The following is a 21,684-nucleotide window of genomic DNA, read 5'->3' on the forward strand; positions in this document are numbered from 1 at the left end:
TTGGTATTCAAAAGTTACAGCACTGCTGGTCGCAGGCGGGTTCGAGCGCCTAGACTTCGCCAGTCTTCAGTTCAGGAACAGCCCGTGACTTCCATCTTCTGGTACGACTACGAAACCACCGGCATCAACCCGCGTTGCGACCGGCCCTTGCAGGTGGCGGGTATCCGTACCGATTTCGAGCTCAATGAAATCGACGAACCGGTGAATCTGTATTGCCAGCCCAGCGATGACATCCTGCCGCATCCGGCGGCCTGTGCGATTACCGGCATCACCCCGACATGCCTGGCCGAAAAAGGCTTGAGCGAAGCCGATTTCATGACCCGTGTCCACGGGCACCTGGCCGCGCCCGGTACCTGTGGCGCCGGCTACAACACCCTGCGTTTCGACGATGAAATGACCCGCTACAGCCTCTATCGGAACTTCTTCGACCCGTACGCACGGGAGTGGCAGGGCGGCAACAGCCGCTGGGACCTGATCGACCTGGTGCGCGCGGCCTATGCGCTACGCCCGCAAGGCATTGTCTGGCCGCAGGAGGACGGTCGCGTCAGCCTCAAGCTCGAACGCCTGACCGCCGCCAATGGCATCGATCATGGCCAGGCCCACGATGCGTTGTCGGACGTGCGCGCGACCATCGCCCTGGCCCGCCTGGTCCGTCAGCAGCAGCCGCGGCTCTACGACTGGCTGTTCCAGTTGCGCAGCAAGCAGAAAGTGATGGACCAGATCCGCCTGTTGCAGCCGATGGTGCATATTTCCGGTCGCTTCTCGGCGGCGCGCAACTACATCGGTGTGGTCTTGCCGTTGGCCTGGCACCCGAAAAACCGCAACGCCCTGATTGTCTGCGACCTGCACCTGGACCCCCAGGGCCTGTTGGACCATGACGCCGAAACCCTGCGCCAGCGTTTGTATACCCGCCGCGAAGAACTGCTCGAAGGTGAGTTGCCGGTGCCGCTCAAGCTTATCCATATCAACAAATGCCCGGTGGTCGCGCCGTTGTCTGTGCTGCGCGTCGAGGACCAGCAGCGGCTGGAACTGGACATGGAGGGCTACCAACAGCGCGCATTGCGGCTAACTGACGCACAGAAAGTTTGGCAGGATAAACTTCAGGCTATTTATGGCCGCGAGGATTTCACCGCCAGCGAGGATCCCGAGCAACAGTTATACGCGGGCTTCTTGGGTGATCGCGATCGGCGTTTATGTGAACAAGTGCGTATGGCGGACCCGGCGCAATTGGCGCAAGCGCAATGGCCTTTCGATGATGAGCGTCTGCCGGAACTATTGTTCCGATATCGTGCACGCAACTTTCCAGACACCTTGAATCCCGAAGAGCAGGAACGCTGGAGAATTTTCTGTCAACAGCGTCTGTCCGCCCCGGAATGGGGAGCGCCTAATACCTTGCAAAGTTTTGACGAGGCGATGGGAGAGTGGCTGGCCCTGTCTACGCCGATGCAGCGAGAAGTACTCGTGGAGTGGCAGGGCTACAGCCAGCAGTTGCGCAAACGTTTAAGCCTTGAATCGCAATGAAATGAAAAGATAACAGGCATAAAAAAAACGCCAGTAATCACTGGCGTTTTTTTGTTCGCAAAGAAGCTTGCGCCGCGGTGAGGCTTAGCCCAGCAGGGTTGCCCAGCCTTCTACCACGTCACCGCCCCACTTGGCTTTCCACTCTTTCAGAGTCTTGTGGTTGCCACCTTTGGTTTCGATGACTTCACCGTTGTGCGGGTTCTTGTATTGCTTAACTTTGCGAGCGCGCTTGGTGCCGGTAGTTTTCACGGCGCCACGAGGGGCTTTGCTCGACTTGGCTTCTGGATCCAGCAGGGCAATGATGTCGCGCAGCGACTTGGAGTATTCGCCCATCAGCGTGCGCAGTTTGCCTTCGAATTCAAGCTCGGTTTGCAGTTTGTCGTCTTGCGACAGGTTTTTCAGGCGAGCTTGCAGTTCTTTGATGGCTTCTTCTGTGGCGCGGTATTCATTGATCAAGGACATGTGGACTACCTTATGTAGGACGCGGGTGACAAGGAGACAGTGCGGCAATAGTAATCAGACAGTTTCATCAAGTAAACATTTAACCGGTGTTTTATTTAATTAATTAGTGCTGCGCCACAAAAATGCCTGTTGCAGTTAAATACCGCGACAGTGTCTTCACATCTGTTCACATATAATCTGCCTTCCCGGGCCTCGCCGGCCATGGCCTGGGGCGGTCGCCCAGGATCCGGTGTGTCATCGATACTGCAGTTTTGCCGCGCAATGGCTAGAATGGCCGCCTTTGCGAAGTTCTGGAGTTCCCCTAATGCGCACTTTTCGTCTGGTGATTGCTTGCCCGGACCGCGTCGGCATCGTTGCTAAAGTCAGTAACTTTCTGGCGTCCCATAACGGCTGGATCACCGAAGCGAGCCATCACTCGGACAATCAAAGCGGTTGGTTTTTCATGCGTCACGAGATTCGTGCCGACTCGTTGCCCTTCGGCATTGAAGCCTTTCGTGAAGCGTTCGCCCCCATTGCCGAAGAGTTCTCGATGGACTGGCGTATCACCGACACCGCGCAGAAAAAACGCGTGGTGCTCATGGCCAGCCGCGAGTCTCATTGCCTGGCTGACCTGCTGCACCGCTGGCACAGCGATGAGCTCGATTGCGACATCGCCTGTGTGATTTCCAACCATGATGACTTGCGCAGCATGGTGGAATGGCACGGCATCCCGTACTACCACGTGCCGGTCGACCCGCAGGACAAGCATCCGGCGTTCGCCGAGGTCTCGCGACTGGTCAAGCAGCACGACGCCGAGGTGGTGGTATTGGCCCGCTACATGCAGATCCTGCCGCCGGCCTTGTGCAGCGAGTACGCCCACAAGGTCATCAACATCCACCACAGTTTCCTGCCGTCGTTCGTCGGGGCCAAGCCGTACCACCAGGCGTCGATGCGCGGTGTGAAGCTGATTGGCGCCACCTGTCACTACGTGACCGAAGAACTGGATGCCGGCCCGATCATCGAGCAGGACGTGGTGCGTGTCAGCCACAGCGACAGCATCGAAGACATGGTGCGTTTCGGCCGTGACGTAGAGAAGATGGTATTGGCCCGGGGCCTGCGTTATCACCTGGAAGACCGGGTGCTGGTGCACGGCAACAAGACCGTGGTCTTCTGACTACACTGCACAGGGCCTGGACGAGCGATCGCCAGGCCTTTTTTCATGAGGTTCGCCATGACCGATCCATTGGACAAAGCCACCTCCAAGGCGCCAGCCACCCTGGGCGAGGGCTGCCTCAGCCGCTATGACCCCGACGCGTTGAGCCCGGAGGATGGCACCGAGTTTCCCGATGCCGCGCAATTGTGGGAGCAATTGCATCCCCAGGACGCGCCCGAACAGACGCCGTGACCGGTCAGGCTTGCCTGAGCCTGATCAGCTTCTTGATCAACGGCCGCCCGACCATCAGGAAGAACACCGGCCCACCGGCCACCAAATAAAAGTAGTAGGTCACCGCCCGCCAGATCAGGATCGCCGCCGCTGCGGTGGACTTGCCCACCATGGGGGCCAACAGCGCCGCCGAAGTCAGCTCGGCCGCCCCGGCACCGCCCGGCAGCAGGCTGAACTGCCCCGCGCTCAAGGACAGCATCTGGATCAGGAAACTCCAGGCCCACTGCAGGTCCGCACCCAGCCCCTTCAATGCCAGGTACAACACGCTGTAGCGCAGCGCCCAATGCAGGCAGGTCAGGCCGAAGACCTGGAACAGCGTCTGTCGTGGCAATTTCAAGGTGTCGGTGAAGGCTGCGAGGAAGTTCAGGATCTTGCGGCCCCAGCGTCGGCGGGTGGCGGTCTTTACCCGCAAGTGCCGCAGCACACGAGCGCCCAGCAGAATCAGCCGGCGGTGATAACGGGCCACCAGCACGCAGCCGAACAGCCCGCCAAACAATGAAATCGCGCTCAACGCCAGCATCCATTCCAGGCGCTGGCTGAGGTTCTGGAACAGCGCGTAGAACAGAATGCCCACCAAGGCGCAGAGGAAGAACAGCAAGTCGCTCAGTTGATCCATGGCGAACACCGCGCTGCCATGGGCCGGGCGTACACCGTTGCGCGCCAGCAGGGCCATCAGCGTCAGCGGGCCGCCACTGCCTCCGGGCGTCGCGCACATGGCGAACTCGGTGGACATCACCACGCCCATGCTTTTCCACCCGCCGATGCGCCCACGGTATTCACCCAGCAACAGGCGCAGGCGCACGGAATTCAAGCCCCAGCACAGCACGATCATGCCGAGCATGGTCAGCAGCAGGGACAGGGGAAAGCGCTGCACCCGCGACCACATTTCCCCGCCGCCGACCAGCAGCGGCACCAACAGCGCCGTGAGCAGGGCGGCGCCCAGCCAGATCAACCGTTTCATGCGGCGCTGCGGGCCCGCAGCCCCTGGGTTGCCAGCCAGCCGACCTTGGTCATCGGCACGCGACCGTCGTTGAGCAGGCGTTCGAGGGTGCGCAGCCAATAGTCCCGGGAAAACCCGTGGCGCATGTCCACCGGGTGCAGGCCCAGGCGAATCACCGGGGCCTGGCGCCAGCGCTGTTCACGCTGGTCGCTGATGACCTTCGACAGGCCACGGCGCCAGGCACTGCGGGCACTCCAGACCAGGCCCGGCGCGTCGATGGCGCTGAAGTCGGGCAGGCGATAGAGGTGTTGGGTGTCACTGGTGTAGCTCAGCGGTAACTGGCGCAAGGCCTGGCGCGTGCCTTCGCTCATCAGCCAGGCCGGGGCGACGAAACCTTCCAGGGGCCAATGGTAGCGCTCAAAGGTGTCGATCCCGGCGCGCAGGCGGGCGAGGGCGGCGGCTTCGGACAGGTTGTAGAACTCCCCCTCATGGGTATAGACCCGGCGCATGAACCACTCCTTGGGGTGGCGGGCGACAGGGCCGTCGTCGCAATGGTAGTAGCCATGCAGCACCAGCTCGTCGCCGCGCTCGACCCGGCGGTCGAGCAGGCGGCGAAAGTCGGGGTGAGCCTCCAAGGCATTGGTACGGTGAAAGTCCGGCACCACCAGCCAGGTCATCGGCACTTGGCCGAGGGCATCCACGGCTTCGACGAAGGGCTGGTAGTCAGGCCAGGTTTGCGGTGCCACGTCGTGCAACACCAAGAGCACGCTGGGCGAAGAACTCATCGACACGGTCCTCGCCTCAACCATTGGCCAGCAACGGCATTTGTTCGCCGAGCACGGCGTAGTAGTGCCCCAGCAAGCTGTTGACCACGGTGTCCCAGGCGTAATGACGCTCCACATGCCGGCGCGCCAGCAGGCCACGGCGTTGGCAGCCTTCGCTGAACAGTTGCCGCACGGCATTGGCCATGGCCTGCGGATTGTTGGGCGTGCACAGCAGGCCGCAGTCCTCGTGGACGATTTCGGTGAAAGCCCCGGCCGCCACCGCCACCACGGGAATACCGCTGGCCATGGCTTCGAGGATCACCAGGCCGAAGGTCTCCTGGTCGCCGGCGTGCACCAGGGCATCGGCGCTGGCCATGAGCCGGGCGACTTGCGGCGCCGGGCAGAATTCGTCGACCACCGTGACGTTGTCCGGCACCACGGCGGGCATCGATGAGCCCACCAACAGCAGGTGATAGCGCTCGCCCAGGCGTTTCATGCACTTGAGCAGCACCGGCAGGTTTTTTTCCTTGGAGCCGCGACCGGCGAAAATCAGCAGGCGCGTGTCTTCGGCGATACCCAGCTCGGCTCGCAGTCCCGGGTCGCGGGCGGCGGGGGTGAAGGTTTGCAGGTCAACGCCCAAGGGTTGTACATAGACGTTCTTGACCCCCAGCCCGGTCAGCTTGTCGGCCATGACCTGGCTCGGTGCGAGGACCCGGTCGAAATTGCCGTACAACTTGCTGACATAGGCTTCGATATTGGGGGTGAACCAGTTGCCCATGCGGTTGCTCACCAACAGCGGCAGGTCGGAGTGATAGAAACCGATGACGGGCACGTCGAGCTGACGGCGGGCATCCAATGCGGCCCAGGCGGTGAGGTACGGATCGCCGACCTCGATCAGATCCGGTTGCAGATCGCGCAGGACATTGCGCCAGGGCGCCAGGCGAAGGGGGAAGCGATAGCCCTTGCCGAACGGCAGTGCAGGGGCTGGCACCTTGTAGATTCCGTCGTGCTCGCTCAAATGCGCGCCGGGGATCAACAGGCTGTGGCGAATACCGGGCCGATCGCCCAGGCGCCGGTGCTTGGCATCCAGATAAGTGCGCACGCCTCCGCTGGCGGGGGCGTAGAACATGGTTATGTCCGCTATATGCACGATGAACGTCCCTCCGGTCTGTGTTCTCCTGTGTTGACCTTTATGAAGAATAGATGTTCGGTTGGGGTTGTGGTGACGTAGCGGCTATGCAAATGAATACGTGGCGAGGGAGCTTGCTCCCGCTGGAGTGCGAAGCGCTCCCAAGATTTTGGGGCTGCTTCGCAGCCCAGCGGGAGCAAGCTCCCTCGCCACATGAGTGCGATCACATGCGATTTTTATTTCCAGCGCCAGGGTCTCAATGCGCCAGGCATGCTTTTATATAAGCGTGCAAAATGGCGTCATATCGCAAACACCACGGGTGACCATATGCCTGACTCATCGCAACTCGTTATCGGTGCCGACCTCAGCGGCCAGCCCATCGCCCAGGCCATGCGCCTGGCGAACCGTCATGGCCTGGTGGCGGGCGCCACCGGGACCGGCAAGACCGTCACCTTGCAGCGCCTGGCCGAAATGTTCAGCGATGCCGGCGTGGCGGTGTTCGCGGCGGATATCAAGGGTGACCTGTGCGGCCTGGGTGCTGCCGGCAACCCCCAGGGCAAGATCGCCGAGCGCATCGCCGGCATGCCCTGGCTCAACCACAAGCCCCAGGCTTATCCGGTGACCTTGTGGGATATCCACGGCCAGTCCGGGCATCCACTGCGCACCACCCTGAGTGAAATGGGCCCGTTGTTGATCGGCAGCCTGCTGGAACTCACGGACAGCCAGCAGTCGGCGCTCTACGCCGCGTTCAAGGTGGCCGACCGTGAAGGCCTGTTGCTGCTGGACCTCAAGGACCTGAAGGCGCTGCTCAATCATCTCAAGGACAACCCCGAGCTGCTGGGGGACGACGCGGCGTTGATGACCACCGGCTCCAGTCAGGCGCTGCTGCGGCGCCTGTCCACTTTGGAACAGCAGGGCGCGGACGCGTTGTTCGGCGAACCGGCGTTGCAGCTCGAAGACATCCTGCAACCGGCCAGTGATGGCCGTGGCCGCATCCACTTGCTCGACGCCAGCCGCCTGGTCCACGAAGCACCGAAGGTCTACGCGACGTTCCTGCTGTGGCTGCTGGCCGAGCTGTTCGAACAGTTGCCCGAGCGCGGCGATGCGGACAAGCCGCTGCTGGCGCTGTTCTTCGATGAGGCGCACTTGCTCTTTGCCGGTACGCCCAAGGCTTTGCAGGAGCGCCTGGAGCAAGTGGTGCGGCTGATCCGTTCCAAGGGCGTGGGGGTGTATTTCGTGACCCAGTCGCCGGGTGACTTGCCGGACGATGTGCTCGCTCAGTTAGGGTTGCGTATCCAGCATGGCTTGCGGGCCTTTACGGCCAAGGAACAGAAATCCCTGCGGGCGGTGGCCGACGGTTTCCGGCCCAACCCGCAGTTCGATGCCTTGGCGGTGCTGACCGAGCTGGGCATCGGTGAAGCCCTGGTGGGCACCTTGCAGGAAAAAGGCACGCCGGAAATGGTCCAGCGCGTGCTGGTGGCGCCCCCGCAATCGCGCATCGGGCCGCTGAGCGAGGCCGAGCGCGCCGGGTTGATCGCCAGTTCGTCGCTGCAAGGTCGCTACGACAAGCCCATTGATCGCGAATCGGCCTACGAAGTGCTGATGGGACGCAAGGGGCTGGAACCCCAGGCCGACGCGGTGCCGGGCAAGTCCGCGGACGAAGAACCCAGCTTCACCGAAAAGGCCGGCGAGTTCCTTGGCACGGCAGCCGGCCAGGCGCTCAAATCGGCGATGCGCCAGGCGGCCAATCAACTGGGCCGGCAATTGGTGCGCGGGTTGATGGGGTCGTTGCTGGGGGGCAGCAAGCGGCGCCGGTAGTCGAGACCGAGTTGCCCCCTTCGCGAGCAAGCTCGCTCCCACAAGGGATTGGTGTCATACACGAAATAGGTGGCCGCTGCAGGTCCACTGTGGGAGCGAGCTTGCTCGCGAAGGCGGTTTGGCAGGCGAAAAGTGTACCGGCTGACCTGCCGCAATCGCGAGCAAGCTCGCTCCCACAAGGGATTGGTGTCATACACGAAATAGGTGGCCGCTTCAGGTCCATTGTGGGAGCGAGCTTGCTCGCGATTGCTATCTAGCCGGCGCCGAAAATCTCAATCCTTGGGCCGCGCATGCGCCGCCAATCGCTCCAGCGCCGCCCGCAGGTTGGGATCGGTGATGCCGTCGGCGGTGGCCTGGATGGTTGCCGCGGCGTCGGTGGACAGATCCAGCGTGTGGCCCTTGGCGCCGACCTGGACGGTGGGGGGCTGCACCTTGAACAGGATCCGCGTCAGGTTGGCGAATTCTTCGAACGCCTGGAGTTGGCGCAGCAGGCGTTTTTGCTGGTAGCGCAGGCGCGTGGCCCAGTGGCCGTCGGTGACGATCAACAGCAGGCTGCCTTCGCGCCAGGACGCCACGTGGCAATGCTCGCGCGCGGCCGGTTGCAACTGGCTGTCCAGCAGGCGCTGCAAGTGGCCCAGGCGTTTGGCGTGGCCGAAGATGGCTTTCAGCGGCTTGGCTTCGCGCAGCAGAACGGCGGGCGCCTTGGCTGGAAGAGGGCGGAAGGCCATGAATGAATACCGCAAGTGACAGAGGCGCCATGGTAGCAGAAAGCGCCGGACGCGCCTCGACCCTCTCGCCCAGCGGCTTTTGGCTACACAATCAGTGAGTAACTTCTGCGCTTTGTGGGTTGAAGTTCGCGCAAAAGCCCTTATTTTAGGGTGGCCCCGTCACAGCGCTGTGCCAGCATCGTGGAATAACGCCACTTTCCTCTCCATCGTTTCCGGGTAGAATGCTCGTTCGCATGCGGCCATGAGGGCTGCACGGGCGACTCATGGGGCCGCCCTCCATCCCTTTAGTGTGGAAGATCCTGCCGATATGTTTGCGCCTTTGTTAAAGAAACTTTTTGGAAGCAAGAACGAGCGTGAAGTCAAGCGCATGCTCAAGACGGTACAGACTGTCAATGCCTTCGAAGAGCAAATGGTGGCCCTTTCGGACGATCAGTTACGCGCCAAGACTGCCGAATTCAAGGACCGCATCGCCAAGGGGGAAACCCTTGACCAGCTCCTGCCCGAAGCCTTTGCGGTCGCCCGTGAAGCCGGCAAGCGGATCATGGGCATGCGCCACTTCGACGTTCAGTTGATCGGCGGCATGACCTTGCACGAAGGCAAGATCGCCGAAATGCGTACCGGTGAGGGCAAGACCCTCGTGGCGACCCTGGGCGTGTACCTCAACGCACTGTCCGGCAAGGGCGTGCACGTGGTGACGGTCAACGACTACCTGGCCCGCCGCGACGCCAACTGGATGCGCCCGCTCTACGAATTCCTCGGCCTGACCGTCGGCGTCGTCACGCCGTTCCAGCCGCCGGAAGAGAAGCGCGCCGCCTATGCCGCCGACATCACCTACGGCACCAACAACGAATTCGGGTTCGACTACCTGCGCGACAACATGGCGTTCAGCATGGAAGAAAAATTCCAGCGTGAACTCAACTTTGCCGTGATCGACGAAGTCGACTCCATCCTCATCGACGAAGCCCGTACCCCGCTGATCATTTCCGGTCAGGCCGAGGACAGCTCCAAGCTGTACATCGAGATCAACAAGCTGATCCCGCAGCTCAAGCTGCACGTCGAGGAAGTCGAAGGCGAAGTGACCCAGCCCGGGCACTACACCATCGACGAGAAGACCCGCCAGGTCGAGCTCAACGAAGCCGGTCACCAGTTCATCGAGGAAATGCTCACCCGCGTCGGCTTGCTGGCCGAAGGCGAGAGCCTCTACTCGGCCCATAACCTGGGCCTGCTGACCCACGTCTATGCCGGCCTGCGTGCCCACAAGCTGTTCCATCGCAACGTCGAGTACATCGTCCAGGACGGCCAGGTCGTGCTGGTGGACGAACACACCGGCCGTACCATGCCGGGTCGTCGCCTGTCCGAAGGCCTGCACCAGGCCATCGAAGCCAAGGAAGGCCTGAACATCCAGGCCGAGAGCCAGACCCTGGCCTCGACCACCTTCCAGAACTACTTCCGCCTGTACAACAAGCTGTCCGGCATGACCGGTACCGCCGACACCGAGGCGTTCGAATTCCACCAGATCTACGGCCTGCAAGTGGTGGTGATCCCGCCGAACAAACCGCTGGCCCGTAAGGACTACAACGACCTGGTGTTCCTGACCGCCGAAGAGAAGTACGCGGCGATCATCAACGACATCAAGGAAGGCATGGCCCAGGGCCGTCCGATCCTGGTCGGTACCGCCACCATCGAGACCTCCGAGCACATGTCCGCCTTGCTCAACAAGGAAGGTATCGAGCACAAGGTCCTCAACGCCAAGTTCCACGAGAAGGAAGCCGAGATCATCGCCCAGGCCGGTCGCCCGGGTGCGCTGACCATCGCCACCAACATGGCCGGTCGTGGTACCGACATCCTGCTGGGCGGCAACTGGGAAGTGGAAGTCGCCAGCCTGGAAGGCCCGACCCCCGAGCAGATCGCGCAGATCAAGGCCGACTGGCAGAAGCGTCACCAGCAGGTGCTCGAGTCCGGCGGTTTGCAGGTGATCGCTTCCGAGCGTCACGAATCCCGTCGTATCGACAACCAGTTGCGTGGCCGTGCCGGTCGCCAGGGCGATGCCGGCTCCAGCCGTTTCTACCTGTCCCTGGAAGACAGCCTGATGCGCATCTTCGCCTCTGACCGGGTGAAGAACTTCATGAAGGCCCTGGGCATGCAGCCCGGCGAGGCGATCGAGCACCGCATGGTGACCAACGCCATCGAGAAGGCCCAGCGCAAGGTCGAAGGCCGCAACTTCGATATCCGCAAGCAATTGCTCGAGTTCGACGACGTCAACAACGAACAGCGTAAAGTGATCTATCACATGCGTAACAGTTTGTTGGCCGCCGACAACATTGGCGAAACCATCGCCGATTTCCGTCAGGACGTGCTCAACGCCACTGTCAGCGCCCACATCCCGCCGCAGTCGCTGCCGGAACAGTGGGACGTCGCCGGCCTGGAAGCCGCCTTGCAGAGCGATTTCGGCGTGGCATTGCCGATCCAGCAATGGCTCGACGAAGACGATCACCTGTACGAAGAAACCCTGCGCGAAAAACTGCTGGCCGAACTGATCGCTGCCTACAACGAGAAGGAAGACCAGGCGGGCGCCGAGGCACTGCGCTCCTTCGAGAAGCAGATTGTGCTGCGGGTACTGGACGATCTGTGGAAAGACCACCTGTCGACCATGGATCACCTGCGCCACGGTATCCATTTGCGTGGTTACGCCCAGAAGAACCCGAAGCAGGAGTACAAGCGCGAGTCCTACACGCTGTTCTCCGAGCTGCTCGATTCGATCAAGCGCGACTCGATCCGTGTGTTGTCCCACGTACAGGTTCGCCGCGAAGACCCAGCCGAGGAAGAAGCCCGCCTGCGTCAGGAGGCCGAAGCCCTGGCTGCGCGCATGCAGTTCGAACACGCCGAAGCCCCTGGCCTGGAAGTGGTCGCCGAAGAGGGCGTCGATGTGGATGTCGCCCTGGCGACCGCACCGGTGCGCAACGAGCAGAAGCTGGGCCGCAACGAACTGTGCTATTGCGGTTCGGGCAAGAAATACAAGCATTGCCACGGGCAGATCCAATAAACCCGTCTCAACGCTGAACCACCCGCGCCGCGACCGGATTCCATCCGTCGCGGCGTTTTGCCATTTTGATTCGCCGTCTCAATGAGGACGGCGTCGATATACATCTGATTTAGGAGCGCATTCATGGCTGTTGGTCTTGGTCCGTTGCCCACGTTGCACCCGGTTGCCGGTTTTGAACTCGGTATTGCCTCGGCGGGCATCAAGCGCCCCGGGCGCAAGGACGTCGTGGTCATGCGTTGCGCCGAAGGCTCGACGGTGGCGGGTGTGTTCACCCTCAACGCCTTTTGCGCCGCACCGGTCATCCTGGCCAAGCAACGCGTGCAGGGGCCGGTGCGTTACCTGTTGACCAACACCGGTAACGCCAACGCCGGCACCGGCGCGCCAGGCCTGGCCGCCGCCGAGCGCACCTGCGCCAAGCTGGCGGAATTGACCGGCGTCGACGCCAGCCAGGTGCTGCCGTATTCCACCGGCGTGATCGGCGAACCGCTGCCGGTCGAGAAGATCGAAGGCGCACTGCAAGCCGCCCTCGACGACCTGTCGGAAAACAACTGGGCCGCCGCCGCCACCGGTATCATGACCACCGACACCCTGCCCAAGGGCGCGAGCCGCCAGTTCGAGCATGACGGCGTGACCATCACCGTCACCGGCATCAGCAAAGGCGCTGGCATGATCCGGCCGAACATGGCGACCATGCTCGGCTACATCGCCACCGACGCCAAGGTCTCGCGCCAGGTGCTGCAAGACCTGATGCTCGACGGGGCCAACAAGTCGTTCAACCGCATCACCATCGACGGCGACACCTCCACCAACGACTGCTGCATGCTGATCGCCACCGGCCAGGCCAACCTGCCGCAGATCACCGAGGCCAGCGGCCCGCTGTTCGAGGCCCTGAAGCAGGCCGTGTTCGACGTGTGCATGGAAGTGGCCCAGGCCATCGTCCGGGACGGCGAAGGCGCGACCAAGTTCGTGACTGTGCAGGTCAACGGCGGGGGCAATCACCAGGAATGCCTGGATGTGGGCTATACCGTGGCTCACTCGCCGCTGATCAAGACCGCACTGTTCGCCTCTGACCCGAACTGGGGTCGCATCCTCGCCGCCGTCGGCCGGGCCGGCGTGCCTGAGCTGGACGTGAGCAAGATCGACGTGTTCCTCGGCGAAGTCTGCATCGCCAGCCAAGGCGCTCGTGCTGCAACCTACACCGAAGCCCAGGGCGCGGCGGTGATGCAGCAGGAAGAAATCACCATCCGTATCGAGTTGGGACGGGGTGATTGCAGCGAAACCATCTGGACCACCGACCTGTCCCACGAGTACGTCAAGATCAACGCTGAGTACCGGACTTAACCGGTTCGGGACCGAGTTGCTGCCATCGCGAGCAAGCTCGCTCCCACAGGGATTTGCGGGCAATACCCTGTGGGAGCGAGCTTGCTCGCGATGGCGCCAGTACAGCCCCTACAAAATCACAAGAAAGGAATCCAGACATGAGCCTGCACCTGATCATCGGCGACCAGCGCATTTCTTCCTGGTCCCTGCGCGGCGCGCTCGCCCTGGCGCTGACCGGCGCGAAGTACACCGAAGAACTGGTCAGACTCGACCAGCCCGACACCCGCGAAAAGCTGCTCAAGTACTCGGCCACGGCCAAGGTCCCATTGCTCAAGACCGAATTCGGTGTGATCGCTGATTCCCTGGCGATTGCCGAGTACCTGGCCGAACAGTTCCCGCAGGCCGGTCTCTGGCCCAAGGATGTGGCCGCCCGGGCCCAGGCACGCTCGGCCTGTGCGCAAATGCACAGCGGGTTTTTCGCCATCCGCAGCCACATGCCGTTTGACCTGCTGCGCGATGCACCGCTGTCGCCCATGCCGGCTGATGTCCAAGTGGAAATCGAGCGGATGCTGGCGCTGTGGGCCGAATGCCGTGCCGCGGCGACCGAGGCCGGTCCCTACCTGTTTGGCCGCGTCAGCCTGGCCGACGCGTTTTTTGCCCCTGTTGCCGTGCGCTTGCGCACTTATCAGGTGAAACTGTCCGAGGTCGATGAGGCCTACGTCGAAACCCTATATCAATGGTCAGCGTTCAAGGCGTGGCAACAGGCTGGCCTGGAGGACACTGCGCGGTGAAACGAGTCCATGTGGCGGCAGCGGTCATCCGCGATGCCGCCGGCAAAATTCTGATCGCCCGACGGGCCGACACCCAGCACCAGGGCGGCCTGTGGGAGTTTCCTGGCGGCAAGGTCGAGGCCGGCGAATCCGTCGAAACCGCCCTGGCCCGTGAACTTCACGAAGAGCTGGGCATTGTCGTCGACGCCGCCCGGCCGTTGATCAAGGTGCGTCACGATTACCCGGACAAGCAGGTGTTGCTGGATGTCTGGGAAGTCTCGGCGTTCACCGGCGAGCCCCATGGCGCCGAAGGGCAGCCGTTGGCCTGGGTGACGGCCCGCGACCTGACGAACCATGAGTTCCCGGCGGCCAATCAGCCCATCGTCGCGGCGGCCCGTTTGCCGGGTGAATACCTGATCACCCCGGAAGGCCTTGAGACGCCGGCCTTGCTGCGCGGCATGCAGAAGGCGATTGCCGGCGGGATCAAGTTGGTCCAGCTACGCGCGCCCAACGGCTACGATCCGCAATACCGCGACCTGGCGGTGGATGCGGCGGGGTTGTGTGCCGGCAAGGCCCAACTGATGCTCAAGGGGCCGTTCGAGTGGCTGGGGGATTTTCCTTCCGCTGGCTGGCACATTACCGCCGCGCAACTGCGCAAACATGCCGCGGCCGGTCGACCGTTCGGCAAGGACCGCTGGCTGGCGGCTTCCTGCCATAACGCCGAGGAGCTGTCCCTGGCACAGCGAATGGACGTGGACTTCGTCACGCTTTCGCCGGTGCAGCCGACCCAGACCCATCCCGATGCACAGCCGTTGGGTTGGGCAGAGGCGGCGCGGTTGATCGATGGCTTCGACCGGCCGGTCTATCTGTTGGGCGGGGTCGGGCCTGGAGAGCGGCAAAAGGCCTGGGAGGCCGGGGCCCAGGGTGTGGCGGGGATTCGGGCGTTTTGGCCTGAGGCATGATTCTGTGGTGTGGCTGCTGATGCCATCGCGAGCAAGCTCGCTCCCACAGGGAGATCCCGTGTGGGAGCGAGCTTGCTCGCGATGGCGGCCTCAAGAACCATTCAGCCCCCAGGCTTGGCCGCCGCCTCCCACAGCACCTCCGCCACTCCCTGCCGCCGGGCAATGACCCGCGCCGCCACGAACAACAGATCCGACAACCGATTGATGTAGGCCAACCCCGGCCCCGCCAGCGGCTCCACCGCGTTCAATTGCTGGCAACGCCGCTCGGCGCTGCGGGCCAGGCTGCGACAGACGTGGGCCTGGGCGATCAGCGTCGAGCCACCGGGCAGGATGAAGTTTTCCAGTGGCCCCAATTCCTCGTTCCACACATCGATCGCCGCTTCCAGCCGCTCGATTTCCGCCACGTTCAAGGCTTGGTAGGCCGGCATCGCCAGCTCACCGCCCAGGTCGAACAATCGATGCTGACAAGGCTCCAGCACGTCGCTGACTTCCTTCAGCGCCGGGTACCGGGCCGTTTCGGCGGCGAGCCCGGCCAGCAACAAGCCCAATTGGCTGTTCAGCGTGTCCACTTCGCCGATGGCCTCGACCCGTGGGTGGTCCTTTGCCACGCGGCGACCATCGCCCAACCCGGTTTCACCTTTGTCACCGGTGCGGGTGTAAATCTTCGACAGGCGAAAACCCATGCTCAACGCTCCAGTTGTTTGTTTTCCTGCGCCACCATCGAGGGGCCCGTCAGGGGCAGGCGCAAGGTGAAGCAGGTGCCTTGGCCTGGCGCCGACTGCACTTCCATCTGGCCCTTGTGGTTGTTGGTGATGATGAAATACGAGACCGACAGCCCAAGGCCGGTGCCCTGGCCGATCTCCTTGGTGGTGAAGAAGGGTTCGAAGGTGCGCTTGCGCACGTTCTCGCTCATGCCGATGCCATTGTCCTCGACCTGGATTTCCGCCCACGGCGGATTCAACCGCGTACGCAGGATAATGCGCCCGGGTTCGCTGTCGTCCTGGCGTTGGTGAATCGCCTGGGCGGCGTTTTTCAGCAGGTTGAGCAGCACTTGTTCCAGTTCGTTGGCCGTGCCGGGCACCGGGCCCAGGTTCGGGTCGAACTGACGGATGATCGCCTGGCCCTTGAAGTCGAAGCCGATCGCCAGGTCGAAGTCATTACCGGCGATTTCCACCGCCTGGTCGATCAGCGCCGGCAGGTCGCAGGGCGCCATCTGCCGCGTGCTGCGTCGGCTGAAGCTGAGCATGTGGGTGACGATTTTCGCCGCCCGGGCGCCGGCTTGCTGGATGCCGTCGAGCAATTGTGGGATTTCCCGGCCCTGGAGGTAACGATTGACCTCCTGCAACTCGATACCCAATTGTTCGGCCTGTTCAAGGTTCTTCGGCAGTTCCGGTGACAAGCGTCGGCGGATGTTCTGCACGTTGTGCAGGATGGCGCCCAGGGGGTTGTTGATCTCATGGGCCATGCCCGCCGCGAGGCCGCCGACCGAGAGCATTTTTTCCGATTGCACCATCATTTCCTCCAGCGACAGGCGCTGGGTGATGTCGTCGATGCGGATCACCACGCCCCGCCCGGCGCCGCCCATCAGCGGATAGAAGGTCAGGGCGTAATGCCGGGCCTCGTCGTCCTTGGTCCAGGTGACGCGTTCGATCTTGGCCACCGTATGTTGCTCGACGGTCTGCTTGAGCTGGGGCAGGTACGGCTTGAGCGGTTCGAAGGCGAGGAAGATCGGTTGGTTCAGGGCCTCGTCCAGTCGCGTGCCGGAGAGGGCGCTGGCTTCCTGGTTCCATTGGGTGACGTAGAGTTGCTCGTCGAGGGCGATCAGGGCCGACGGCATGGAGTCGATGATGCTGTTGAGGTAGTTCTGGAAGCCCGTGAGTTTTTTCTCGATCTTGCTGCGCACCTGGACTTCCAGCTCCAGCTTGCGATTGGTATGGCGGGTCTCTTCCGCCAGCCCCTGGGCCTGGTCGTAGGCGGCCTGGGAGTCGTCCCGCGCGCGCTTGAGTTGCTGCTCCCGGGCTTCGATCCGCGAGAGCATGGTATTGAATGCCTCGGCCAGGCTGCCGATCTCATCGTGGTTGCCCCGTGCGGCGCGCAAGGCATAGTTCTCCTCGCGGGTGACCTGGCGGGACAGTTCTTCGAGTTGATGAATCGGTTGGGTGATCAGGCGTTTGATCTGTTGGGCAATGATCAGCCACAGCAACACGCTGAAAATCAGAATGCCGAGGCTGGCGGTCAGGGTGCCGGTGTAGAACGCGGTCGGCAATTCGCTGCTGGCCACCAGCAACAGATGGCCAGGCGTCGTGCCGGGGCGGGGCAGGGTAATGACCTGGTTGCTGCGGAACTCGCTCGCTTGCCAGGCTTGTATGTTGCGGAAATGGTCCGGCAGCTTGAGCTTTTCGCCCTGTTGCAGCTGTGCCAGGCGATCGCCCTGGCCGTCGTACAACGCCGCCGCTCGCAGCGGTGCATAGCTGTTGAGCTCGTCGAGCAGGCGCTGGGCACTTTGTGGCGATTGCAGGGCGTCAGAGATCAGGCTCGGGTTGGCGATCAGTCGGCCAATGGTCTGCAGGGCCTGGGGCGCCATGCTTTCCTGGGAGATGTAGTAGGCGGCGCTGATAAAGGTCAGGTTGGCCACCAGCAGGACAGTGGTCAACAACACCAACAGGGCGGCCAACAGTTTTTGGCCGACCGGGAGGTTTTCAAGGCGCTGGCGCAATGGCATCAGACTCGTCGCTAAGAAGGAACACGAGGGCCAGCGTAGCCGCTGCTCAGTCGCTGGGCAATCCGAGGTTGCCCAAGTGGGCAATCAGTCGTTGGCGCAGTTGTTCCAGGTGCGGCACGGTCAGCTCATGGCGCTGGGCAACCTTGCAGGCGTAACCGAGCAAATAACTGATTTCGGTACGACGCCGATTGGCTACATCCTGGTACATCGAGGAGTAATTGGCGGCCGTGGCCTGGATCACCCGTTCGACCTCCGGCTGCAAATCCTCGGCCGCCGCGGGCTGGCCGCACCGTTCGAGCACATCCGTGAGCTCCGCGCACAAGGTCGCCACTTCGCAGTGGTGTTCCAGCAGGCCGCCGTTCTTGCAGTGATGCAGCACGGTCAGTGGATTGATTGCACAGTTGAGTGCCAGCTTGCGCCAGAGGCGGGTGAGGATGTCGGCGCTCCATTCGTGGGGGATGCCGGCGGCGGCCAGGTCGTCCAACCAGAACGGCGCCACCGGGTGGGCCGGGTCGCCCAACCAGGTGTAGCCGTGGCCGGCGAACACGACGCGCCAGTCACCGTCGCGGAACGCGCCTTCGGTGCTGGAGGCGCTGATGCAACGAGCCTGGGGCACACAATTGGCCACTGCGTCCTGGCTGCCGAGGCCGTTCTGCAACAGGATCAGTTCCGATTCGGCGCCCAGGCGATGGGCCACCGAGGTCACCGCCGCTTCCGCGTCGTAGGCCTTGCAAGCCAGCAGCAGGCGCCTGATCGGCTCCGGGCTGTCCGCCGTTTCGCCCGGCACCGGGTAGCACTGCGCCTGGCCTTGTTCCACCAGCGTCAGGCCTGCGGCGCCGCGGTAGGCTTGCAGGCGCGCTTCGTTGCGCAGCACCAGCCGCACCGGCAACCCGGCCCGGGCCAGGCGCGTGGCCCACAACGTGCCGAGACTGCCGGCCCCGAGGACATGCCAGGTGGTCGACATCAGTTTTTTACTCGGATTGGCGCAGGCATCTGAGGGCTCGCAGTGTCGGCAGGAAAAGAGCCGTTATAATGAGCCCGATTTTAACCACAAGCCAAGCGCGCGCCGTTGATACTGGCGCGCCTTTTTATTTGGAGAACACTACATGCCGTCATTCGACGTGGTATCCGAACTGGACAAACACGAAGTCACCAACGCGGTTGAAAACGCCGTCAAGGAACTCGACCGTCGTTATGACCTCAAGGGCAAGGGCAGTTTCGAGTTCAAGGAAAAAGACCTGACCGTGAACCTGACCGCCGAGGCCGAGTTCCAGCTCGAGGCGATGATCGAGATCCTCAAGCTGGCGCTGGTCAAGCGCAAGATCGATGTGCAGTGCCTCGAGGTCAAGGACGCCTATGCCTCGGGCAAGCTGATGAAGCAGGAAGCCGTGCTCAAGGAAGGCATCGACAAGGAGCTGGCGAAGAAGATCGTCGCTCATATCAAGGACGCCAAGCTCAAGGTGCAAGCCGCCATCCAGGGCGAGCAGGTGCGGGTTACCGGCAAGAAGCGTGACGACTTGCAGGAAGCCATTGCGGCCTTGCGCGGCAAAGAATTCGGCATGCCCCTGCAATTCAATAACTTCCGCGACTGATACTTCAGTTGTATTAAGACCCTGTGGCGAGGGAGCAAGCTCCCTCGCCACAATGCTGCGTGCAACAGGAATAAGGAGAGAGAGATGGACTTGAATGCTGAAGTGGACAACCTGGTCAAGGCTTCCCAGACCTGGATCCCCATGATCATGGAGTACGGCAGCCGCGTGCTGCTGGCGGTTATCACCCTGGCCATCGGCTGGTGGTTGATCAACAAAGTGACGCAGAAACTGGGTGCGCTGCTGGCCCTGCGTAACGCCGACCTGGCGCTGCAAGGGTTCATCAGTACCCTGGCCAACATCATTTTGAAAATACTGTTGATCGTCAGCGTCGCTTCGATGATCGGCGTGGAAACCACTTCGTTCGTCGCCGCCATTGGTGCCGCCGGCCTGGCGATTGGCCTGGCCCTGCAAGGCAGCCTGGCGAACTTCGCCGGTGGCGTGTTGATCCTGCTGTTCCGCCCGTTCCGCATCGGTGACTGGATCGAAGCCCAAGGTGTGGCCGGTACGGTCGACAGCATCCAGATCTTCCACACCGTGTTGCGCACCGGTGACAACAAGACCGTCATCGTGCCCAACGGCAATCTCTCGAACGGCATCATCACCAACACCAACCGCCAGCCGACCCGCAAGGTCGTGTTTGATGTCGGCGTGGATTACCAGGCTGACCTGCAAAAGGCCCGGGAAGTGTTGCTGGAGCTGGCCAAGGATGAGCGTGTGCTGGCGGATCCGGCACCTGAAGCGGTGATTTCCACCTTGGGCGACAGTTCCATCACGGTGTCGCTGCGTATCTGGGTGAAGACCGCGGATTATTGGAGCGTGATGTTCATGCTCAATGAACAAGCGCGGGATCGCTTGAAGGACGCGGGCATTGATATTCCGTTTCCACAACGCGTGATTCGGGTCGTTCAGGAATCGACATCGGCGTAATGCTCGATCGATTATTGTCTGACCTTCAAGTCAGGCCTTGCGTAAAAAGTTGATCCAATAAAAAAGGCCCATCCGAAGATGGGCCTTTTTTTGATTACCGCAAACAGACTTTCGGCAATTACAGAACCGAAATCGGGTAGTCGACGATCAGGCGGAACTCTTTGACGTCGCCTTCACCTTCGTCAGCGTTAGCGTAGTGCCAGGCTTGACGAACACGGAAGGAAAGATCTTTTGCCGGGCCAGACTGAACAACGTACTTGGCTTCGAAGTTGGTTTCGTTGTGCTTGCCGTCTTCACCGTACAGGCCAGCGTAAGGGCTGCCAGCAGGTGTGTTGGTGCCGTCGATGTCCCAACCTTTAACGTAACGAGTCATGAAGCTCAGACCAGGAACGCCGTACTCAGCCATCTTGATGTCGTAACGGATCTGGGCAGATTTCTCGTTAGGAGCGTTGAAGTCGGAGTACTGGATGGAGTTGGCGAGGAAGATCGAGTCGCCGCCACGGTTGTTCGTGCCCACACCAATGTAGTCGAACGGTGTGTCGCCGTTGATTTTCTGGAAGGCAACGGTGACGGTGTGCGCTTTCAGGAACGAGAAAGCAGCTGCCAGGGAGAACGCGGTGTTGCTGATGTCGCCGGCCTTGGAGCTGCCGGTGTCGGTGGTGCGGTAGATGTTACCGTCCAGGTTCAGCGACTGATCGCCACCCATTGGGATGGTGTAGTTCAGGTTACCGTAGTACTGGTTCCAGATGTCTTCCAACTGGGCGCCGTATACCGATGCGCTCAGGTTGTCGCTGAACGAGTATTTGCCACCAGCGTAGTCGATGGTGTTGGCTTCTACGCCAGCGTAGGTTGCAAACAGGCCGCCGTTACGGGCGTTGCGGTCCTGGCTGGTCGCCGAGTAGAAGTGACCGGCTTCGAGGTCGAGGTCTTTGACTTCGCTGCTCTGCAGTTGGAAACCGCTGGCAGTTTGAGGCAGGACGCGGGAACCACCTACAGCGAACACTGGAGCAGTGCTTGGCTGTTGGTCGCCGATTTTCAGCTCGGTCTTGGAGACGCGGAACTTGATGGCTGCGCCGGCTTTACCTTGGCTGTCGTTGACTTCGCCATCGGCATCGCGGCTCATGTTGCCAGTGCCGCCAGTGCCATCGCCGCCGTCCAGTTTGACCGCCAGATAACCGAATGCATCGATACCGACGCCTACGGTGCCTTGGGTGTAACCGGAGTTGAAGTTACCCCAGATACCCTGGGTCCAGTCTTTCTGGTCGGTAGCGCCGTCTTTGCGGTCACGGTTGAAGTAGTAGTTGCGCAGCAGCAGTTTGGCGCTGGCATCTTCAACAAAGCCTTTGGCTTCAGCTTGGTCACTTACAAAAGGTGCGGCCGAGGCCATTTGAGTACTGGCTGCTGCAGCAACGGCCAGTGCGATCATGCTCCACTTCATCACGCGCATCGTGATTTGCTCCTTTGGTTTTAAGAGTACTGCCGTCCCACCTGTTTTATTATCTGGGCGGCTCTTTCTTTTTGTGTCGGCGCAAACTTATATCACGCCGACATTCTTTGGCGATA

The 21,684-nt window shown here is 61.9% G+C and carries 19 protein-coding genes; 10 read left to right on the forward strand and 9 right to left on the reverse strand.

The genetic code is table 11. The features are described 5' to 3' along the window. Positions 1–84: 84 nt before the first annotated feature. The gene (sbcB, locus tag J4E63_RS03425; RefSeq protein WP_207281142.1) at positions 85–1,521 is read left to right on the forward strand and encodes an exodeoxyribonuclease I; all 1,437 of its coding nucleotides are present in this window, start codon (positions 85–87) and stop codon (positions 1,519–1,521) included. A gap of 84 nt (positions 1,522–1,605) precedes the next feature. Here sbcB and mvaT read toward each other — a convergent pair whose 3' ends face one another. Beyond that, entirely contained in the window at positions 1,606–1,983 is a 378-nt protein-coding gene (gene mvaT / locus J4E63_RS03430) for a histone-like nucleoid-structuring protein MvaT (protein ID WP_003205091.1), read from the reverse strand. Positions 1,984–2,287: 304 nt separating this feature from the next. Here mvaT and purU point away from each other — a divergent pair, with 304 nt between their 5' ends. After that, complete coding sequence (gene purU / locus J4E63_RS03435; RefSeq protein WP_060740880.1) at positions 2,288–3,136, forward strand: formyltetrahydrofolate deformylase; 849 nt, start codon at positions 2,288–2,290, stop codon at positions 3,134–3,136. Positions 3,137–3,193: 57 nt separating this feature from the next. Further along, positions 3,194–3,367 carry a hypothetical protein gene (locus J4E63_RS03440; RefSeq protein ID WP_175459486.1) on the forward strand — a complete coding sequence of 58 codons (174 nt, stop codon included), beginning with the start codon at positions 3,194–3,196 and terminating at the stop codon, positions 3,365–3,367. A gap of 4 nt (positions 3,368–3,371) precedes the next feature. Here J4E63_RS03440 and J4E63_RS03445 read toward each other — a convergent pair whose 3' ends face one another. The 3 genes from J4E63_RS03445 to J4E63_RS03455 are packed head-to-tail and all read right to left on the reverse strand — an operon-like array spanning position 3,372 to position 6,239. Next, complete coding sequence (locus J4E63_RS03445; RefSeq protein WP_092332384.1) at positions 3,372–4,367, reverse strand: lysylphosphatidylglycerol synthase transmembrane domain-containing protein; 996 nt, start codon at positions 4,365–4,367, stop codon at positions 3,372–3,374. Further along, positions 4,364–5,131 carry a DUF2334 domain-containing protein gene (locus tag J4E63_RS03450; RefSeq protein WP_092251998.1) on the reverse strand — a complete coding sequence of 256 codons (768 nt, stop codon included), beginning with the start codon at positions 5,129–5,131 and terminating at the stop codon, positions 4,364–4,366. Before J4E63_RS03450 ends, J4E63_RS03445 begins: the two co-directional genes overlap by 4 nt. Positions 5,132–5,147: 16 nt before the next feature. After that, entirely contained in the window at positions 5,148–6,239 is a 1,092-nt protein-coding gene (locus J4E63_RS03455; protein WP_092166390.1) for a glycosyltransferase family 1 protein, read from the reverse strand. Positions 6,240–6,566: 327 nt separating this feature from the next. Between J4E63_RS03455 and J4E63_RS03460 the strand changes: the two genes are divergently transcribed. After that, the gene (locus J4E63_RS03460; RefSeq protein ID WP_060740884.1) at positions 6,567–8,057 is read left to right on the forward strand and encodes a helicase HerA-like domain-containing protein; all 1,491 of its coding nucleotides are present in this window, start codon (positions 6,567–6,569) and stop codon (positions 8,055–8,057) included. Between the two features lie 272 nt (positions 8,058–8,329). Here the strand turns inward: J4E63_RS03460 and J4E63_RS03465 are convergent, their stop codons facing one another. Then, a complete protein-coding gene (locus J4E63_RS03465; protein WP_003205074.1) occupies positions 8,330–8,785 on the reverse strand; it encodes a DUF721 domain-containing protein in 456 nt (151 codons plus the stop codon). A 307-nt stretch (positions 8,786–9,092) separates the two neighbouring features. Here J4E63_RS03465 and secA point away from each other — a divergent pair, with 307 nt between their 5' ends. The 4 genes from secA (at position 9,093) to J4E63_RS03485 (ending at position 14,880) form a co-directional block, all read left to right on the forward strand. Next, positions 9,093–11,828, forward strand: coding sequence for a preprotein translocase subunit SecA (secA, locus tag J4E63_RS03470; RefSeq protein ID WP_060740885.1), 2,736 nt, complete (start codon positions 9,093–9,095; stop codon positions 11,826–11,828). Between the two features lie 123 nt (positions 11,829–11,951). After that, the gene (gene argJ, locus J4E63_RS03475; RefSeq protein ID WP_192261143.1) at positions 11,952–13,169 is read left to right on the forward strand and encodes a bifunctional glutamate N-acetyltransferase/amino-acid acetyltransferase ArgJ; all 1,218 of its coding nucleotides are present in this window, start codon (positions 11,952–11,954) and stop codon (positions 13,167–13,169) included. A 137-nt stretch (positions 13,170–13,306) separates the two neighbouring features. Continuing rightward, complete coding sequence (locus J4E63_RS03480; RefSeq protein ID WP_207281143.1) at positions 13,307–13,939, forward strand: glutathione S-transferase family protein; 633 nt, start codon at positions 13,307–13,309, stop codon at positions 13,937–13,939. Further along, on the forward strand, positions 13,936–14,880 hold the full coding sequence (locus tag J4E63_RS03485; protein ID WP_192261144.1) for a Nudix family hydrolase: 945 nt from the start codon (positions 13,936–13,938) through the stop codon (positions 14,878–14,880). Before J4E63_RS03480 ends, J4E63_RS03485 begins: the two co-directional genes overlap by 4 nt. Positions 14,881–14,981: 101 nt before the next feature. Here J4E63_RS03485 and J4E63_RS03490 read toward each other — a convergent pair whose 3' ends face one another. From J4E63_RS03490 to J4E63_RS03500, 3 genes are read right to left on the reverse strand one after another with little or no spacing between them, the layout of a single operon-like run. Then, complete coding sequence (locus J4E63_RS03490; RefSeq protein ID WP_060740889.1) at positions 14,982–15,563, reverse strand: cob(I)yrinic acid a,c-diamide adenosyltransferase; 582 nt, start codon at positions 15,561–15,563, stop codon at positions 14,982–14,984. 2 nt (positions 15,564–15,565) lie between these two features. Then, positions 15,566–17,602, reverse strand: a complete 2,037-nt coding sequence (locus J4E63_RS03495; RefSeq protein ID WP_207281144.1) for a HAMP domain-containing sensor histidine kinase — start codon at positions 17,600–17,602, stop codon at positions 15,566–15,568. 46 nt (positions 17,603–17,648) lie between these two features. Continuing rightward, positions 17,649–18,566 (reverse strand): putative 2-dehydropantoate 2-reductase, encoded by a 918-nt coding sequence (locus tag J4E63_RS03500; RefSeq protein WP_207281145.1) that lies wholly within the window; start codon positions 18,564–18,566, stop codon positions 17,649–17,651. Positions 18,567–18,708: 142 nt separating this feature from the next. On the opposite strand from J4E63_RS03500, the gene J4E63_RS03505 reads away from it, so the two are divergent. Together J4E63_RS03505 and J4E63_RS03510 are read left to right on the forward strand one after the other, a co-directional pair. Further along, entirely contained in the window at positions 18,709–19,194 is a 486-nt protein-coding gene (locus J4E63_RS03505; protein WP_060740892.1) for a YajQ family cyclic di-GMP-binding protein, read from the forward strand. 84 nt (positions 19,195–19,278) lie between these two features. Next, complete coding sequence (locus J4E63_RS03510) at positions 19,279–20,121, forward strand: mechanosensitive ion channel family protein (protein ID WP_072348934.1); 843 nt, start codon at positions 19,279–19,281, stop codon at positions 20,119–20,121. Between the two features lie 118 nt (positions 20,122–20,239). Here J4E63_RS03510 and J4E63_RS03515 read toward each other — a convergent pair whose 3' ends face one another. Next, positions 20,240–21,568 (reverse strand): OprD family porin, encoded by a 1,329-nt coding sequence (locus J4E63_RS03515; RefSeq protein ID WP_207281146.1) that lies wholly within the window; start codon positions 21,566–21,568, stop codon positions 20,240–20,242. Positions 21,569–21,684 lie beyond the last annotated feature (116 nt).

Source organism: Pseudomonas sp. FW300-N2F2, from assembly GCF_017351655.1.
GTDB classification, from domain to species: Bacteria; Pseudomonadota; Gammaproteobacteria; order Pseudomonadales; family Pseudomonadaceae; genus Aquipseudomonas; species Aquipseudomonas fluorescens_AA.